Genomic DNA, 17,034 nt, shown 5'->3' on the forward strand with positions numbered 1-17,034 from the left:
TCACAGCGGCCGATGGCGGGCGATGCTGGCGGGCGGGCGGACCAGGGCGAGGGGCTGTTCAACGCCGATGGCTCGGTGCGACTGGCTGGCAGCGAAGGGCAGGCCCAGGATTCCCCGCGCGGTGCGCCGGGAGGCGAGTCGGACAGCTGGAGCCGTGAGCGCATTGCCAAGTCCGGCACCTGGCTCAAGCGCCCGCCGTACGACTACACACCGACCTCGCTCGACAAGTACTGGGTGCCCAGCGAGTCGCTGCTGGCCGAGTGGGTGCGCAAGGGCATCAAGAGCATCGAGATTCCGATTCCCGGCTCCAGCAGCAGGATTTCCTGCGTGGTGTCGCTGCTGCAGTTCGGCGGCGGCTGCGGCCTGACCGATCCGAACATGCAGGAGCAGCCGGCCGAGGCACGGCCGCCGCCGGATATCCCGTTCAAGAAGGAATTGCAGGAAGACAACGGCAGCCGCTGATGCGTGTCAGTGGCGCTGGTTTCGGGTGTGTTGCTGGTCAGCTGCCCATGATGAAAGAAGTGAAACCGCTGTCTGGCGGGCGTGCGGTAGTGGGGCCGCCTTCAACCATCTGCTCGAAGAAGCCCCGTGCATCTTCGGTGCGGAGCCTGGCAGGAATCTCAAGCGCTTCTTCCTGACGCAATCGTTCCAATGCGATCACCATGGCCGCACCGGTGGTCGCGGCCGCGATGAAACGCGTTGCATGGAAGCCGATGGCGGCGGTCTCTGCGGCGACGATAACGGGGAAGTTCTCTGCGCAGATCAGGCATCGGAAAAACGGCATATCCACCGGCAGCTATGCCCGAGGGCGTTTGCGGGTGGGCTGACAGAACAAAGCCGCCTTCCCGGCGGCTTTGGAAACCCAAATGCAGGGTGGATCAGTCGACCCCGTGCAGGTCGCGCAGCTGGCTCGGGCGCGAGCCGAAGTAGGCCGCCAGATCGGCGATGTCCTGATCGCTCAGGTCTTTGGCCTGGGGGGTCATCAGCATGTGATCACGGGTACCGCCGCGGTACGTCTGCAGTGCATGGGCGAGGTAGTCGCCGTACTGGCCGCCCAGTTTGGGATAGGTCGGGTCGATCGGAGCGTTGCCATCGGCCCCATGGCAGTCGATGCAGCTCTGCCCGGTGGCCTTGCCTTTGGCCGCGGCCAGCTGCTCGCCGGCGGCGATGCGGCCCTGGGGCAGTCCGGCCGAGGAGCGGGAGTTGTGCTCGCCGCTGGCATGGCCGGGGTCGGCGGCGGACTTTCCGGTCGATTCCACCTCGGACTGCGAACACGCAGCCATGGCAACGGCGGCGAACAGGGCGATGGACAGGCGGATTGCGTGCGTGGCTTTCGTCATGGTCGGCGCTTATTTGAGGGTGGACAGATAGGCGGACAGGTCGGCGATTTCCTGCGCGCTGAAACTCATCGACTGCGCCTGCATCGTCGGGTGCTTGCGCTTGCCTTGCCGGTATTCCATCAGCGCCTGGGTCAGGTAGGCCGAAGACTGCCCGCCGATCTTGGGCACGCGATAGCTGGGGTAGGCGTTCTTGTAGCCGGTCAGGCCATGGCAGCCCTGGCAGGTGTAGGCGAGGGTTCTGCCGGCCTCCACGTTGCCGGTTACGGCCGGTGCCGGCGTGGTAGGGACGGCGGGTGCGTCAGACGACGGATCAGCTTGGGCGGCCCCGAAGGTCAGGGCGAAAGCCAGAGCGAAACAAGCGGCGAGCGGCTGCGGGCGCATGGTTTCCTTGTCCGGTGAGCGGGGCTGGGGTTCCGCCGTGGGGACACGGAACGGGCCGAGTATAGCCCGCGTATTTATGCGATCGGAACCTGTGGTTGATGCTGCGGCGCGTCAGCCCATACTGCGTGCTCCTCACCGATCCATGACTTTCGGGGCATGGTGTGACTGTGGGGTGGTGCAATACTTATCTACAACACCTGCCTACGCATCCCTGGGACAAGACGATGTCGCGACTTTCTACTCTGTACGGCCGCACCGGAACCTGCGCCGCCGCACTTCTGATCTCTTCGGCCCTGCTGCTGGGAGGATGCAAAGCCGGAGGCGAGGAGGCCCAGGCCAAGACGCCCGAGGAACAGAAGGCCATCGATGCGGTGCCGGTGGAAGTGGCCAGGGCGACCAACCGTGCGATCGCCGCCAGCTATACCGGTACGGCCGCGCTGGATGCGCGTGCCGAATCGCAGGTGGTGGCCAAGACCTCCGGCGTGGCGCTGGCGGTGATGGTCGAAGAGGGCCAGACGGTCCGTGCCGGGCAGCCGCTGGTGCGGCTGGATCCGGACCGCGCGCGCCTGGCGGTGGCGCAAAGCGAGGCGCAGATGCGCAAGCTGGAAAACAGCTATCACCGCGCGCAGAGGCTGGTGGAGCAGCAGCTGGTCAGTGCCGCCGATGTCGACCAGTTGCGTTTTGATCTGGAGAACGCCCGTGCCCAGTACCGCATGGCGACGCTGGAGCTTTCCTACACCACGGTAGTGGCGCCGATCTCCGGTGTGATCGCCTCGCGCGATATCAAGCCGGGCAACTTCGTGCAGATCAACTCGCCGATTTTCCGCATCGTCGATACCGGACAGCTGGAAGCCACGCTCAATGTGCCCGAGCGCGAAATCGCCAAGCTCAAGCCGGGCCAGGTGGTGGAACTGGCGGCCGATGCATTGCCCGGACGCAGCTTCACCGGCACGGTGGACCGGGTGTCGCCGGTGGTCGATACCGGTACCGGCACGTTCCGTGTGGTCACCACGTTCTCCGGCGAGCCCGACCTGCAGCCGGGTATGTTCGGCCGGCTGAGCATCAACTATGACCAGCGCGCCGATGCGCTCGTGGTACCACGCAATGCGCTGCTGGAAGACGGCGGACAGCCGGCGGTGTACGTGGTGCGCGATGGCAAGGCCCTGCGCACCACGCTCAAGCTGGGCTACGACGATGCGGGCTGGATCGAAGTGCGTGAAGGGCTGAAGCCGGGCGATGAAGTGGTGATCGCCGGCAAGGCGGCCTTGCGCGAAGGCAGTGCGGTGCAGGTGATCGGCAAGGACAAGCCGGCCGAAGTCGCCGCCAAGGCACCGGCCGCACAGGCGTCCAAGCAATGAGTGGCCCTGCTCCATCGGCCCCCGGCGGCGGCTTCGATCTGATCGAGTTCGCCACGCGCCGGCGCGTCACCATCGCGATGATGACGCTGACCCTGGTGCTGTTCGGCCTGATCTCGCTGCAGAGCCTGAAGGTCGAATTGCTGCCGGACCTGAGCTATCCCACGCTGACCGTGCGTACCGATTACGAAGGTGCGGCGCCGGCGGAAATCGAAACGCTGATCTCGCAACCGGCCGAAGAGGCGCTGGGCATCGTCAAGGGCCTGCGCAAGCTCAAATCGATCTCGCGCACCGGGCAGAGCGATGTGGTGCTCGAGTTCGCCTGGGGCACGGACATGCAGCAGGCCGGTCTGGACGTGCGCGACAAGATGGAGACGCTGCAGCTGCCGCTGGAGGCCAAGCCGCCGGTGCTGCTGCGCTTCAATCCGTCGACCCAGCCGATCATGCGCTTGGCGCTGTCGTCCAGGCAGGAAGCCGGCAGCGAGGCCGATGCGGTGCGCCGGCTGATGGAGCTGCGCCGCTATGCCGACGAGGATCTCAAGCGCAAGCTCGAACCGGTCAGCGGTGTGGCCGCGGTCAAGGTCGGCGGCGGTCTGGAAGACGAAATCCAGGTGGAGATCGACCAGCGCAAGCTGGCTCAGCTCGGCCTGTCGCTGGATACGGTGATCCAGCGCCTGCAGCAGGAGAACGTGAATCTCTCGGGCGGTCGCCTGGAGGAGGGCTCGCAGCGCTATCTGGTGCGTACCGTGAACCAGTTCGCCACGGTCGAGCAGATGCGCGAGATGCTGCTGACCACCACCGGGGGTTCCGGCGGAGCGGCGGCGGCCGGGGAGAACCGGCAGTTGATGATGGCCATTCTCGGCAGTCGCGATCCCAATGTGATCGCCGCGATGCGCAATGACGGCAACGGTGGCGGTGTGGCCACGGTGCGATTGAAGGATGTGGCCAACGTCTACCAGGGCTACAAGGAACGCGAGGCGGTGATCCGCAGCGGCGGCCGTGAGGCCGTGGAGCTGGCCATCTACAAGGAAGGCGATGCCAATACGGTGTCCACCGCCGATGCCCTGGAAACCCGGCTGGAAGCCATCCGCAAGCAGCTGCCCAAGGACATCGAGCTGACACAGGTGGAGGACCAGTCGGTCTTCATCCGCCACGCCATCAAGGACGTCAAGATCGATGCGGTGATCGGAGGCCTGCTGTCGATCCTGATCATTTTCCTGTTCCTGCGCGATGGCTGGAGCACTTTCGTCATTTCGCTGTCATTGCCGATCTCGATCATCGCCACGTTCTTCTTCATGGGCCAGCTGGGCCTGAGTTTGAACGTGATGTCGCTGGGGGGGCTGGCGCTGGCCACCGGTCTGGTGGTGGATGACTCGATCGTGGTGCTCGAATCCATCGCCAAGGCGCGCGAGCGCGGCATGGGCGTGCTGGAAGCGGCGATCAAGGGCACCCGCGAGGTATTCATGGCGGTGGTGGCCTCCACGCTCACCACCATCGCGGTGTTCCTGCCGCTGGTGTTCGTCGAAGGTATCGCCGGCCAGCTGTTCCGCGACCAGGCGCTGACGGTGTCCATCGCCATCGCGGTGTCGCTGGTGGTGTCGATGACGCTGATCCCGATGCTGAGCGCGCTCAAGGGCCGTCCGCCGCTGGAGTTTCCGGCCGAGGATCCGCAACAGCCGTGGCGTCCGGCCAGCCGTTGGCAGAAGCCGATGGCCTACACCGGCCGTGGTATCGGCGCGCTGATCCGCTACGGTTTCCTGGCGCTGGTCTGGTCGGTGGTGCGGGTCTTCCGCGGCATCTCGGCGGTGGTGGGCCCGGTGATGCGCAAGGCCAGCGATCTGGCGATGGCGCCCTACGGCCGTGCCGAAGCCGCCTACCTGAAGGCATTGCCGGCGGCGTTGAAGCGGCCGTGGCCGGTGCTGGGCTTTGCAACGCTGGCCTTCGGCCTGACCCTGGCCGCGCTGCCATTGCTGGGGGTGGACCTGCTGCCACAGCTGGCCCAGGACCGTTTCGAGATGACCGCCAAGCTGCCGCCGGGCACGCCGCTGGCGCAGACCGATGCGCTGGTGCGCGAGGTGCAGCGCACGCATGCCAACGAAGAAGGCGTGCGCCTGCTGTATGGCGTTTCCGGCACCGGCACCCGGCTGGATGCCAGCCCGACCGAAAGCGGCGAGAACATCGGCAAGCTGTCGGTGGTGATGAGCGACACCTCGCGCGAGCCGGAGCTGACTGAAAAGCTGCGGCAGACGATGAAGGCCTGGCCGGCCGCGCAGGTCGACTTCGCCCGTCCGGAGCTGTTCGCGTTGTCGCCGCCGCTGGAGATCGAGATCGAAGGCAACAACCTCGAGGACATCCGTGTGGCGGGCAACCGCCTGGCCGACCTGCTGCGCGGCAATGCGCACTATGCCGACGTCAAATCGACGGTGGAGCAGGGCTTTCCGGAAATCCAGATCGTGTTCGACCAGGAGCGCGCCGCGGCGCTGGGCCTGACCACACGGCAGATCGCCGATGCGGTGGTGAACAAGGTGCGCGGCAATGTGGCCACCCGCTACAGCTTCCGCGACCGCAAGATCGACGTGCTGGTGCGCGTGCAGGAATCGGAGCGTTCCTCGGTGGAGGATATCCGCCGGCTGATCGTGCATCCCAGCGGTTCCAAGCCGGTCGAGCTGGGTTCGGTGGCCGAAGTGGTTTCCACCACTGGCCCCAGCGAAATCCATCGCGCCGATCAGCGCCGCGTGGCCATTGTCTCGGCCAACCTGCGTGATATCGATCTGGGCAAGGCGATCACCGAGGTGCAGAGCCTGGTGGCGCAGAATCCGCTCGGTACCGATGTGGGCATGCATATCGGTGGCCAGGGCCAGGAGCTGGGCGAGTCGATCCGTTCGCTGCTGTTCGCCTTCGGTCTGGCGGTGTTCCTGGTGTATCTGGTGATGGCCTCGCAGTTCGAATCACTGCTGCATCCGTTCGTCATCCTGTTCACCATTCCGCTGGCGCTGGTCGGTGCGGTGGGCGCGCTGCTGCTGTCGCGCTCGCCCGTTTCGGTGGTGGTGTTCATCGGTCTGATCCTGCTGGTCGGGCTGGTGGTGAAGAACGCGATCATCCTGATCGACAAGGTCAACCAGCTGCGCGAGGAAGGCGTGGCCAAACGACAGGCGCTGGTGGAAGGCGCACGCTCGCGTCTGCGTCCGATCATGATGACCACCTTGTGTGCGGTGTTCGGCTTCCTGCCGCTGGCCCTGGCTGTCGGTGAAGGTGCCGAGGTGCGTTCGCCGATGGCGATCACCGTCATCGGCGGCCTGCTGGTCTCCACACTGCTGACCTTGCTGGTGATCCCGGTGGTCTATGACCTGCTGGACCGCAAGCCGGACGAGTACTACGCCGAGCGCGGCCTGCGTGCCCGGCAGGTGGCCGCACAGGCGGTGCAGGTGCTGGCACGCGAGCAGGACGCCCTCGACGGCGCGGCGAAGGACTGACCCGGATGAACATCACCGAGCTGTCCATCCGCCGCCCCGTCACCACCATCATGCTGTTTGTCTCGATGGTGGCGATCGGCCTGATCGCCGCATTCAAACTGCCGCTGGAGGCCGAACCGGAAGCGACGATTCCCTTCTTCTTCGTGTCATTGCCGTACCCCGGATCCACGCCGGAAGAAGTGGAGCGCAACGTGCTGCGGCCGGTGGAAGAGGCCATTGCCACGATGCCCGGTATCAAGTCGATGAACTCGCGCGCCAATGCCGAAGGCGGCACGATCCAGGTCGAGTTCAGTGACTGGGGCCGGGATATCGCCATGGCCGCTTCCGAGGCCCGCGAGCGCATCGACGCGATCCGCGACCAGCTGCCGGACGATTTCCGCCGCTATTACGTGCAGCGCTGGAGCACCAGCGACCGCGAGGCGATGAGCCTGCGTCTGAACAGCGAGGAGGATCTGACCGCGCGCGTCGATCTGATCGAACGCAGCATCAAGCAGCGGCTGGAGCGCCTGCCAGGCGTGGCCCGCATCGAGGTCGAAGGCGTCGCCAAGCAGGAAGTACTGGTCGCGCTGGACAAGGATCGCCTCAGCGCGCATGGCGTCGCCCTGAACGAGCTGGTGCAGCAGTTGCAGGCGGCCAATTTCTCGGTTTCGGCCGGCCAGATCAACGAGGCCGGCCGTCGCCTGCGCGTGCAGCCGCGCGGCGAGCTTCTGGAGTTGCAGGCCTTGCGTGACCTGCGCATCAACAATCGCGGCACCCGTCTGTCCGATATCGCCGAAGTCAGCTTCCAGCCGCAGCGCATGAACTATGTGCGGCAGATGGAAGGCCGGCCCAGTGTGGGTGTGGACATCTACAAGGAGCGTTCGGCCAATCTGGTGGATCTCTCGCGCGCTGTGCGGGCCGAGATCAAGGTGCTGGAAAACGATCCGGCGATGCGCGGGATCGATATCGAGATCGCCGACGACCAGGGCCAGGCGGTGACCACCTCGCTGCTGAAGCTGGCAGAGGCCGGTGCGATCGGTCTGCTGCTGTCGGTGATCGTGCTGTACGCGTTCCTGCGCCACTGGCCCTCGACGCTGATGGTATCGATGGCCATTCCGATCTGTTTCATCATGACGTTGGGCTTCATGTACTTCACCGGCATCACCTTGAACATCATCTCGATGATGGGCCTGCTGCTGGCGGTCGGCATGCTGGTGGACAACGCGGTGGTGGTGGTGGAAAGCATCTACCAGGAGCGGGAGAAATTTCCCGACCAGCCGGCGATGGCTCCATTGTCGGTACCCGGCACGTGGCGATTGCCCTGTCCGCCGGCACGTTGTGCCACTGCGTGGTGTTCCTGCCGATGATGTTCGGCGAGAAGAACATCATCACCATCTACCTGTCGCAGCTGGCGGTGACCATTTCCGTGTCGCTGCTGGCCTCGTGGCTGGTGGCGGTGAGCCTGATCCCGATGCTCTCGGCACGGATGAAGACGCCGCCGGCGGTGAAATCGCCCTTCATCAGTCGTCTGCAGGACCGCTATGCGAAGGCGCTGCGTTGGACGCTGCTGCACCGTGGCTGGAGTGTGGCCGGCATCCTGTTCATCTCGCTGGTCAGCGTATGGCCGATGACCCACACCCAGGGCGGTGGCGATGAAAGCGATCCGGACGAGATCAACATCTTCTACCAGTGGAAGGGCTCCTACTCCAAGGAGGAGATGGGCAAGGAAGTGGCGCGGGTGGAGGATTTCGTCAACGCCCATCGCAAGGATTTCCATATCAAGCGCGTCTACAGCCGCTACAGCGAACAGGGCTGGGCGCAGACCCGCCTGTTCCTGGACATCGATGATGCCGAGCTGAGCAAGAAGATCGAGGAGGAGGTGCGCAAGGGGCTGCCGCAGTCGGCGCGGGCGAAGATCGGCATCGGCTGGCCGGGCGGGCAGGGCAGCGAAGGCCAGGGCATCCGCTTCAGCCTGGTCGGTGATTCGACCCAGACCCTGCGGGAGCTGGCCGACGATATCGTGCCGATGCTGGCGCGTGATCCGAAGCTGCGCGACGTACGCGTGGATACCGGCGATGCCAATGCCGAACTGGCGGTGCGCGTGGACCGGGAGCGTGCAGCCGCCTACGGCTTCAGCGCACAGCAGGTGGCGCAGTTCGTGGGTATGGCGTTGCGTGGCTCCTCGCTGCGCGACTTCCATCGCGATGATGTGGAGATTCCGGTCAACGTGCGCTTCGCCGGTTCGGAGAGCTACGGCATCGAGGATCTTTCCTCGTTCATGGTGCGCACCTCCAGCGGCGCGGAAGTGCCGCTGCTGGCGATGGTCGATGTCGACGTCAATCCGGCGGCCAATTCGATCCAGCGCCTGAACCGGCAGACCATGCTGCGGGTGGAGGCCGGGCTGGCCAAGGACGTGGCGATGGATGCGGCGCGCAAGTCGGTGGAAGCCACCCTGGACGGCGTGCAGTTCCCACCGGGCTACGGCTACACCTTCGCTGGCGGCGGCTTCAACATCAACTTCGATGGCATGCAGCAGATGGTGAACAGCATCTTCATCGCGCTGATCCTCATGCTGGTGATCATGGCCGCGGTGTTCGAGTCGCTGCTGTTTCCGGCGGCGATCATGTCCTGCGTGCTGTTCTCGATCTTCGGCGTGTACTGGCTGTTCTGGCTGACCGGTACCGAGATGAACATCATGGCGGTGATCGGCATCCTGGTGTTGATGGGCGTGGTGGTGAACAACGGCATTGTGATGATCGAGCACATCAACAATCTGCGGCGGCGTGGCATGGCCCGCACCGATGCGCTGGTGGAGGGAAGCCGCGAGCGGTTGCGGCCGATCATGATGACCATGGGCACGGCGATCCTGGCGATGATCCCGATCGCCTTGAATACCGAAACCGCCGATGGCATGCCGCCGTATCACCCGATGGCGCGCGCCATTGCCGGTGGCCTGGCTTTCTCCACGGTGGTCAGCCTGCTGTTCCTGCCCACCATCTACGCCATTCTCGATGACCTGCGTATGGGCACGGCGCGCTGGTACGACGCGCACGCGGCTTGCCGGTGGACGGCCCGGTGCTGGAAAGCTGATCGGCGTCGCACCCGCTGAAAGAAAAAAGCCCGCAGCGATGCGGGCTTTTTTCAAGGGTGAAGCGGTCAGCTCAGCTGGCGAGCTTGCCGTAGACGGTGAAGCCGGTCAGCCACAGTCCCAGCATGCTGCCCAGATTGGTCAGCATGAAGGTCAGTACGATGCGGGTGACACGATTGCGGTACCAGCCCTTGAGAGTCTGCGCATCGTCACGCAGTTGCAGGAAATCGAGATAGGCCGGTTTGCGTAGGCGGGTTTCCACCATCGCGGCAAAGGCGCCGGTGGGAATGCTCAGCCGGAACGGCTTGAACGGCGCCACGGCGATCGCGGTGAGGATGCTCAGCGGATGGCTGCGGGCCAGCAACGCACCCAGGCCGGCCAGACCACCGGTGTACAGCGCCCAGATCGCCAGCATGTGCGCGCCCATGTCCAGGCCGCCGCGCCAGAAGCCGATGCCGATCCCGGCCAGCACCACCGCCAGGATGGTCAGGGTGATCCACGGGATATTGCGCTTCTTCGGCACGGCTTCGAGCTGCTCGCGCAGCGTCGCCGGGGCTTCGGTATCGGTCTCCAGGTAGCGGGCAAGTCCGGCCAGGTGTCCGGCGCCAACCACCGCCAGCACATTGCGCTGTTCGCTGTGATACTCCTCGCGCAGGCGCGTGGCCATGTAGCGGTCGCGCTCGCCGATGATGGCTTCATACAGCGCCGGGCTCTCGCTGGCGAACTCGCCGAAGCTCGATTCCAGCATGTCGCCCTGCTTGAGCTTCTCGATTTCCTCTTCGCCCACATCCTCCGACGAGAACAGCCCGGCGCCCAGCCCCATCACCAGCTTGATCTTGCCCAAGAAGCCCAGGCGTTGCGATGCACGACGGAAGGTCAGGCCGACATCACGGTCGATCAGGTGCACTGGCAGGTCGCGTTCCTTGGCCAGCTGTACCGCACGTTTCAGCTCGGCACCGGGCTCGATGCCCAGCTGCTCGGCCAGGCGGCGCTGGTAGGCGGCCAGGGCCAGGTTGGCGGCAAACAGCGCCACGCGGCCCTTGCGAATGACGTCGATCAGATCCAGCTGCGCGAGCGAATCGGGATTGGTCAGTGCCTGCAGGCGCTGCGGGTCCAGCTCCACGGCGACCGCATCGAACCGGCCGCTGCCGATGGCCTGTTCCACGGCCTGCACGCTGGCCAGCGACACGTGTGCGGTACCCAGCAAGGTGTAGCGCACGCCGTCGCGTTCGACGATGCGCACCGGCTGGCCGGCGAGCAGGTCGCTGTCGGCGTCAAAAAAGTTGTCGGTCATTGCTTCATTCATTGTTGGGTGGCGTGTTGGCGCCATCGCCGAGTGCACGCTGCATCTGCACGGTATCCAGCCAGCGGCCGTGCTTGCGGCCGAGCCCGCGGAACACGCCGACCAGCTCGAAGCCGAAACGCTCGTGCAGCTTGATGGAGGCGGTGTTGGTGGGCTCGCCGATCACCGCGACCATCTGCCGGAAACCGCGCGCGGTACAGTCGTCGATCAGCGCCTGCATCAACGCGCTGCCGATGCCGCGACCCTGGTAGCGGGCATCCACGTACACCGAGTTCTCCACCGTCCACTGGTAGGCGATGCGGGCGCGGTAACTGTTGGCGTAGGCATAGCCGCCCACCTCGCCGTCGATGATCGCGACGAGGTAGGGAAAGCCGCGTCCGGTGATGTCGGCCATGCGCTGCGCCATTTCCGCTTCGCTGGGCACCTCGTATTCGTAGGTGTTGACCAGTTCCCGCACCTCGACCGCATAGATGGCGGTGATGGCGGGAATGTCGGCGGGTGTGGCCGGGCGCAGCTGGAGGGTCACGGAGGGCCTGCGGGTGTCAGTCGATGTAGCGCTTGAGCAGATCACCGTAGGCATCGATACGGCGATCGCGCAGGAACGGCCAGATGCGGCGCACGTGTTCGCTGCGCTGCAGGTCGATATCGCACACCAAGATGGTCGGCTCACCACCGGCCTCGGCGAGGAATTCACCCTGCGGGCCGAGGACGTGGCTGTTGCCCCAGAAGTCGATGCCCGAGGCCCCCAGCGGCGAGGTTTCGTGACCGACGCGATTGCAGCTCAGCACCGGCACGCCATTGGCCACGGCATGGCCGCGATGGCTCAGCACCCAGGCGTCGCGCTGGCGGTTCTTCTCGTCCTGCACATCCTCCGGATCCCAGCCGATCGCGGTCGGGTAGAGCAGCAGCTCGGCGCCCGCCAGTGCCATCAGGCGCGCCGCTTCCGGATACCACTGGTCCCAGCACACCAGCACGCCGAGGCGGCCGACGGAGGTGTCGATCGGGGTGAAGCCGAGGTCGCCCGGGGTGAAGTAGAACTTCTCGTAGAAGCCCGGGTCATCGGGGATGTGCATCTTGCGGTACTTGCCCAGCAAGGTGCCGTCTTTTTCGAAGACCACCGCGGTGTTGTGGTACAGGCCGGCGGCGCGGCGTTCGAACAGCGAGCCGACGAGCACGACGCCGTACTTTTTCGCGATCGCGGCCAAACGCTCGGTGCTGGGGCCGGGAATCGGCTCGGCCAGATCGAATTCATCCACCGACTCGTGCTGGCAGAAATAGGGGCCGTTGTGCAGCTCCTGCAGCAGCACCAGCTTCGCGCCCTGCGCGGCGGCCTCGGCCACGCGGGCCTCGATCACGTCCAGATTGGCGGCGGCATCGCCGTGGTTGCGTTCCTGGATCAGGGCGACGGAAAGGGTGTGACGGGAGCTCATCCGATTACAGGTCCTGCAAGGGGAGGGCGCATGGTAGCGCGGAAGCCACGGCGGATTGTCCGCGGCGGCTGAACACGCGCCGCCTCAGGCGGTAGCGCTGTGGCGGCGCAGGAGGTGGCGGATCAGCTGGCCAGCAGGCCGGCCGGCAATTGCATGGTGATGCAGTGCAGGCTGCCGTTCTGCCAGATCAGCGAGCGGCAGGGGACCTGCACGATCTCGCGACCGGGGAAGGCCTGCGCCAATACGTCGCGTGCGGCCTGATCGGCCGCATCGCCATACGCCGGCATCAGTACCGCACCGTTGATGATCAGGAAGTTTGCGTAGGAAGCGGCCAGGCGGCGGCCCTCATCGAGCACCGGCTGCGGCCACGGCAGCGGGAACAGGCGGTACGGGTTGCCATCGGCAGTACGCAGCGCGGCCAGTTCCGCGCCCATGGCCTGCAGTTCGGCGTAGTGCGAATCCAGCGGGTCATCGCAATTCTGGTAGACGATGCTGTCGGCTGACGCAAAGCGGGCCAGCGTGTCGATGTGCGCGTCGGTATCGTCGCCTTCCAGATAGCCATGGTCCAGCCACAGCACGCGGTCCTGCTGCATCCAGGCGGCCATGTCGGCGCTGAGCGAGGCGCGGTCGCGGTCCGGGTGACGTTCGTGCAGGCACTGCCAGGTGGTCAGCAGCGTGCCTTGACCGTCGGTCTCGATACCGCCGCCCTCCAGCGCGAACGGGATGCTGCGCACGTCGGCATGGTTGAACACGCCAGCGGCATGCAGCACGCCGACCAGCTGGTCATCCAGGCTGGCTTCGAACTTGCCACCCCAGCCGGTGAAGCGGAAATCCAGCAGCTGGAAGCTGCCGTCGCCGCGCTTGAGGGTGATCGGGCCGGAATCGCGCAGCCAGGTATCGTCGTAGGCGGCGGTGACAAAGCGCACACGCTCCATGTCGATCCGGTTCGAGCGCAACCGCATTTCCGCGTAGGTCTCGATATCGTCATCGGCCACGCAGATCAGCACAGGCTGGAAACGGGTGATCGCGGCAACCAGGGCGATGTAGGTCTCTTCAACCTCGGCCAGGCGATCGGCCCAGTCGGTGTCGGCGTGAGGCCAGGCGATCAGTACGCCGGACTGGGATTCCCATTCGGCCGGAAAGCGGAGCGTATCGTTCATGTTCTCGTGCATGCAGGGCCCCGTGCCCAATGCGTGGGTGTAAGTGACGGTGGGCGTGGATGCCCGCCGTCACGCGGGGCGGAAAGGGTCAGCGGATAGGGGGCTTTGGCCCGATTTCATCAGGGCTGGCTTGGCGCGCGACAACATCGATCACGCGCTGTTTTTCGAAATACACAGTGAATGCCGGATAGACCCAGCGATGGATGGTCGGCCATTGGCGTTTCTGGCCGCCCCGCGGCTCAAGGCGCTCCTGCGGAGCACCGAAGCGCGCTTCGACCTGGCTCATGGTTTGGCCGCGGGCCGGCAAGACGCTGGCGGACTGTTCCTGGACCCGCTCGATGAGCAGGGTATCGGCCATGGCGGCTGACGTCGCACCCAACAGGGTGATCAGGGTTAGTGCGTGGATCGTGTGTTTCATAGTCGCTGCTCCCCAGAGGACAAGTGTCGATTACAGCAAAAAACGGCGACAAATAGATGGTCTTGTCGCGCGTATTGGTGTTGCCGGTCGATACGCGGCAGCCGGTAGGTGGATGCAGCAACAAAAAACCGCCCGAAGGCGGCTTTTTGTGAAGTCGGAAACCGTGCGGATCCCGTGACTGGCTCGCGCCAATCGGCTCAGCGCTGGCGAGCCTTGAAGCGCGGGTTCGACTTGCAGATCACGAAGATCTTGCCGCGACGGCGGACGACCTTGCAATCGCGATGACGGGCCTTCGCCGACTTCAGGGAGGACAGAATTTTCATGGCATACCTCGGCGGATAACTGTTGGAGTTCTCAGGAGCGCGGCCGCGGATATGCAGGTGGACGCTCGTTCAAGCCCGCCATTCTACCGGCTATTTCCATGGCGGTTCAAGTGGTTGCGCGCTGTCGCTACGTCAGGGTGGTGGTGTGGGGCGCTAGAATAGGCTGACTCCCATCAAAACAGGCCTCCCGATGAGCCAGCTTCCTCCCGTTTTGACCATTGATGGCCCCTCCGGGGCGGGCAAAGGTACCGTAAGTCGTATCGTTGCCCGTCACCTGGGGTGGCACTATCTGGACTCGGGGGCGCTGTACCGGGCGGTGGGGGTGGCGGCCAGTTGGGCGGACATCGATACCTCTGACGCCTCGGCACTGGTGCGGTGCACGTTCGATACCAAGGTCCAGTTCGTTGAGCAGGGTGAGAGTCTGCGGGTGCTGGTGAACGGTACCGACGCCACCGACGAGCTCCGGCTGGAAACCACCGGGGCGCTGGCCTCGGCGATTGCGGCGATTTCGGAGGTGCGGGCGGCGCTGAAGGAGCGGCAGCGCGCATTCAGCTTGCGCCGGGACTGGTGGCCGATGGTCGCGACATGGGAACAGTGATCTTTCCGGATGCCCCATTCAAGGTTTTCCTGACTGCGAGCGCTGAAGAGCGTGCATTGCGCCGGCATAAGCAGTTGAAAGAAAAAGGGGTTTCGGTTAACTTTGAAGACCTCCTGCGCGAGATCATGGCCCGCGACGCCCGTGATGCACAACGCGCAGTGGCGCCCCTGAGGCCGGCAGACGATGCTGTCCTCATCGACACCAGCGGCATTGGCATCGACGACGTCGTTGCCAGGGTGCTGGGTCTGGTCCCCACGCAGGGGGCTTGATCCACGCTGCGCCGCGTGTGGCCAGTGCATCGGCCGCAGTCGCAGAAGAGAAGTTGCAACAACCCCGCTGCGCAATAGTGCGTGGTGGGTTTTTCCATTCACATGCGGCTGCTTCCACGGAGCCGACCAACAGGCTGGGCAGTACGGGTTTCCGCAACAGATCCGCTGTCCGTGTGTTCAACTGAGTAAATCTAAATGACCGAATCATTTGCAGAACTGTTTGAAGCCAGTCAGGCCAATCTGGCCAAGCTGAAGCCCGGTGCCATCGTTATCGGTACCGTCGTTGATGTCCGCGGCGACGTGGTGGTGATCAACGCCGGCCTGAAGTCCGAAGGCATCGTGCCGATCGAACAGTTCCGTAACGACGCTGGTGAGATCGACGTGGGCGTGGGTGACCAGGTGAAGGTTGCCCTCGACTCGCTCGAGAACGGCTTCGGCGAAACCGTCCTGTCGCGCGAGAAGGCCAAGCGCGCGATGGTGTGGGACGAGCTGGAAGAAGCGTTGGAAAAGAACGAAACCATCACCGGCCGCATCAGCGGCAAGGTCAAGGGTGGTTTCACCGTGGACATCAAGGATGTCCGCGCGTTCCTGCCCGGTTCGCTGGTCGATGTGCGCCCGGTGCGCGACCCGGCCTACCTGGAAGGCAAGGAGCTGGAGTTCAAGCTCATCAAGCTCGACCGCAAGCGTAACAACGTGGTCGTTTCGCGCCGTGCGGTTGTCGAAAGCGAGCACTCGGAAGAGCGCGAGCAGCTGATGGACAAGCTGCAGGAAGGCGCCATCCTGAAGGGTGTCGTCAAGAACCTGACCGACTACGGCGCGTTCGTGGACCTGGGCGGTATCGACGGCCTGCTGCACATCACCGACATGGCATGGAAGCGCGTGCGCCATCCGTCCGAAGTCGTGAACGTCGGCGACGAGCTGGACGTGCGCGTGCTGAAGTTCGACCGCGAGCGCAACCGCGTTTCGCTGGGCCTGAAGCAGCTGGGCGAAGATCCGTGGGATAACATCTCGCGTCGTTACCCGGCCAACAGCCGCGTGTTCGGCAAGGTCTCCAACGTGACCGATTACGGCGCATTCGTCGAGATCGAGCCGGGCGTCGAAGGCCTGGTGCACGTGTCCGAAATGGACTGGACCAACAAGAACGTCAACCCGTCCAAGGTTGTGCAGGTTGGTGACGAAGTCGAAGTGATGGTGCTGGACGTCGATGAAGAGCGTCGCCGCATCTCGCTGGGCATGAAGCAGGTTGCCGCCAATCCGTGGGAAACCTTCGCTGCCATCTACAAGAAGAACGACAAGGTGTCCGGTCAGATCAAGTCGATCACCGACTTCGGCATCTTCATCGGTCTGGATGGCGGTATCGACGGCCTGGTCCACCTGTCCGACATCAGCTGGGCGACCACTGGCGAAGACATCGTGCGCAACTTCAAGAAGGGCGACACGCTGGAAGCCGTTGTGCTGGCGGTCGATCCGGAGCGCGAGCGCATCTCGCTGGGCGTCAAGCAGCTGGAGCAGGATCCGTTCGGTCAGTACATGGCGACCAATCCGAAGGGCTCCAAGGTCGAAGGCGTGGTGAAGGAAGTTGACGCCAAGGGTGCCGTGATCGAACTGGCCGACGGTATCGAGGGCTATGTGATGGCGCGTGATATCGCCAACGAGCGTGTTGACGATGCAACCCAGCACCTGAAGGTCGGCGACAAGATCGAAGCCAAGTTCGTGGGCATGGACCGCAAGGGCCGCACCCTGCAGCTGTCGATCAAGGCCAAGGACGAAGCCGAGACGGCTGAAGCGCTGGCTGAGTTCAACAAGAACTCGACCGAAGCGGCGGCAGGCACCACCAGCCTGGGCGCACTGCTGCGTGCTCAGCTGAACGGGAGCAAGTCCGAGTAATTCGGGCATCCTGTTGTAGATGTGACCTGG

At 64.6% G+C, this 17,034-nt stretch carries 12 protein-coding genes and 3 pseudogenes; 6 read left to right on the forward strand and 9 right to left on the reverse strand.

The window, feature by feature from the left end; all coding sequences use genetic code 11:
- A pseudogene (locus JCM9942_RS00690) lies at positions 1-462 on the forward strand (hypothetical protein); the annotation flags it as partial.
- A gap of 37 nt (positions 463-499) precedes the next feature.
- Here the strand turns inward: JCM9942_RS00690 and JCM9942_RS00695 are convergent.
- The 3 genes from JCM9942_RS00695 to JCM9942_RS00705 all read right to left on the reverse strand — a co-directional run bounded on the left by JCM9942_RS00695 (position 500) and on the right by JCM9942_RS00705 (position 1,721).
- Positions 500-790 (reverse strand): hypothetical protein, encoded by a 291-nt coding sequence (locus JCM9942_RS00695; RefSeq protein ID WP_145974265.1) that lies wholly within the window; start codon positions 788-790, stop codon positions 500-502.
- A gap of 88 nt (positions 791-878) precedes the next feature.
- Positions 879-1,340 (reverse strand): c-type cytochrome, encoded by a 462-nt coding sequence (locus JCM9942_RS00700; protein WP_054656833.1) that lies wholly within the window; start codon positions 1,338-1,340, stop codon positions 879-881.
- A gap of 9 nt (positions 1,341-1,349) precedes the next feature.
- Complete coding sequence (locus JCM9942_RS00705) at positions 1,350-1,721, reverse strand: c-type cytochrome (protein ID WP_054656834.1); 372 nt, start codon at positions 1,719-1,721, stop codon at positions 1,350-1,352.
- Positions 1,722-1,945: 224 nt separating this feature from the next.
- Here JCM9942_RS00705 and JCM9942_RS00710 point away from each other — a divergent pair, with 224 nt between their 5' ends.
- The 3 genes and pseudogenes from JCM9942_RS00710 (at position 1,946) to JCM9942_RS00720 (ending at position 9,618) form a co-directional block, all read left to right on the forward strand.
- Positions 1,946-3,079 (forward strand): efflux RND transporter periplasmic adaptor subunit, encoded by a 1,134-nt coding sequence (locus JCM9942_RS00710; protein ID WP_054656835.1) that lies wholly within the window; start codon positions 1,946-1,948, stop codon positions 3,077-3,079.
- Positions 3,076-6,549 (forward strand): efflux RND transporter permease subunit, encoded by a 3,474-nt coding sequence (locus JCM9942_RS00715; RefSeq protein ID WP_054656836.1) that lies wholly within the window; start codon positions 3,076-3,078, stop codon positions 6,547-6,549. Before JCM9942_RS00710 ends, JCM9942_RS00715 begins: the two co-directional genes overlap by 4 nt.
- A gap of 5 nt (positions 6,550-6,554) precedes the next feature.
- A pseudogene (locus JCM9942_RS00720) lies at positions 6,555-9,618 on the forward strand (efflux RND transporter permease subunit).
- 71 nt (positions 9,619-9,689) lie between these two features.
- On the opposite strand, the gene JCM9942_RS00725 reads toward JCM9942_RS00720, so the two are convergent.
- The 6 genes from JCM9942_RS00725 to ykgO form a co-directional block, all read right to left on the reverse strand.
- Positions 9,690-10,922 carry a TraB/GumN family protein gene (locus tag JCM9942_RS00725; protein WP_054656837.1) on the reverse strand — a complete coding sequence of 411 codons (1,233 nt, stop codon included), beginning with the start codon at positions 10,920-10,922 and terminating at the stop codon, positions 9,690-9,692.
- The gene (locus JCM9942_RS00730) at positions 10,915-11,445 is read right to left on the reverse strand and encodes a GNAT family N-acetyltransferase (protein ID WP_054656838.1); all 531 of its coding nucleotides are present in this window, start codon (positions 11,443-11,445) and stop codon (positions 10,915-10,917) included. The genes JCM9942_RS00725 and JCM9942_RS00730 overlap by 8 nt, the downstream gene beginning before the upstream one ends.
- A 16-nt stretch (positions 11,446-11,461) precedes the next feature.
- A complete protein-coding gene (locus JCM9942_RS00735) occupies positions 11,462-12,349 on the reverse strand; it encodes a carbon-nitrogen hydrolase (RefSeq protein WP_054656839.1) in 888 nt (295 codons plus the stop codon).
- A gap of 122 nt (positions 12,350-12,471) precedes the next feature.
- On the reverse strand, positions 12,472-13,509 hold the full coding sequence (locus JCM9942_RS00740; RefSeq protein WP_054656870.1) for an agmatine deiminase family protein: 1,038 nt from the start codon (positions 13,507-13,509) through the stop codon (positions 12,472-12,474).
- Between the two features lie 88 nt (positions 13,510-13,597).
- Positions 13,598-13,927 carry a hypothetical protein gene (locus tag JCM9942_RS00745; protein ID WP_054656841.1) on the reverse strand — a complete coding sequence of 110 codons (330 nt, stop codon included), beginning with the start codon at positions 13,925-13,927 and terminating at the stop codon, positions 13,598-13,600.
- 197 nt (positions 13,928-14,124) lie between these two features.
- Positions 14,125-14,250: a type B 50S ribosomal protein L36 gene (ykgO, locus tag JCM9942_RS00750; RefSeq protein ID WP_054656844.1), complete on the reverse strand. Its 126-nt coding sequence runs from the start codon at positions 14,248-14,250 to the stop codon at positions 14,125-14,127.
- A gap of 190 nt (positions 14,251-14,440) precedes the next feature.
- Here ykgO and cmk point away from each other — a divergent pair.
- Both cmk and rpsA read left to right on the forward strand, forming a co-directional pair.
- Positions 14,441-15,117, forward strand: a pseudogene (gene cmk / locus JCM9942_RS00755) ((d)CMP kinase).
- 195 nt (positions 15,118-15,312) lie between these two features.
- Positions 15,313-17,004 (forward strand): 30S ribosomal protein S1, encoded by a 1,692-nt coding sequence (gene rpsA, locus JCM9942_RS00760; protein ID WP_054656846.1) that lies wholly within the window; start codon positions 15,313-15,315, stop codon positions 17,002-17,004.
- The last annotated feature ends 30 nt before the right edge of the window (positions 17,005-17,034 follow it).

This window comes from Stenotrophomonas pictorum JCM 9942, assembly GCF_001310775.1.
Classification (GTDB): domain Bacteria; phylum Pseudomonadota; class Gammaproteobacteria; order Xanthomonadales; family Xanthomonadaceae; genus Stenotrophomonas; species Stenotrophomonas pictorum.

Bases quoted from the DNA above. Each gene is read 5' to 3' on its own strand.
- JCM9942_RS00725 (WP_054656837.1), bottom strand. From the start codon at position 10,922: ATGAATGAAGCAATGACCGACAACTTTTTTGACGCCGACAGCGACCTG.
- JCM9942_RS00710 (WP_054656835.1), top strand. From the start codon at position 1,946: ATGTCGCGACTTTCTACTCTGTACGGCCGCACCGGAACCTGCGCCGCC.
- JCM9942_RS00700 (WP_054656833.1), bottom strand. From the start codon at position 1,340: ATGACGAAAGCCACGCACGCAATCCGCCTGTCCATCGCCCTGTTCGCC.
- rpsA (WP_054656846.1), top strand. From the start codon at position 15,313: ATGACCGAATCATTTGCAGAACTGTTTGAAGCCAGTCAGGCCAATCTG.
- JCM9942_RS00740 (WP_054656870.1), bottom strand. From the start codon at position 13,509: ATGAACGATACGCTCCGCTTTCCGGCCGAATGGGAATCCCAGTCCGGC.
- JCM9942_RS00715 (WP_054656836.1), top strand. From the start codon at position 3,076: ATGAGTGGCCCTGCTCCATCGGCCCCCGGCGGCGGCTTCGATCTGATC.
- JCM9942_RS00735 (WP_054656839.1), bottom strand. From the start codon at position 12,349: ATGAGCTCCCGTCACACCCTTTCCGTCGCCCTGATCCAGGAACGCAAC.
- JCM9942_RS00705 (WP_054656834.1), bottom strand. From the start codon at position 1,721: ATGCGCCCGCAGCCGCTCGCCGCTTGTTTCGCTCTGGCTTTCGCCCTG.
- ykgO (WP_054656844.1), bottom strand. From the start codon at position 14,250: ATGAAAATTCTGTCCTCCCTGAAGTCGGCGAAGGCCCGTCATCGCGAT.
- JCM9942_RS00745 (WP_054656841.1), bottom strand. From the start codon at position 13,927: ATGAAACACACGATCCACGCACTAACCCTGATCACCCTGTTGGGTGCG.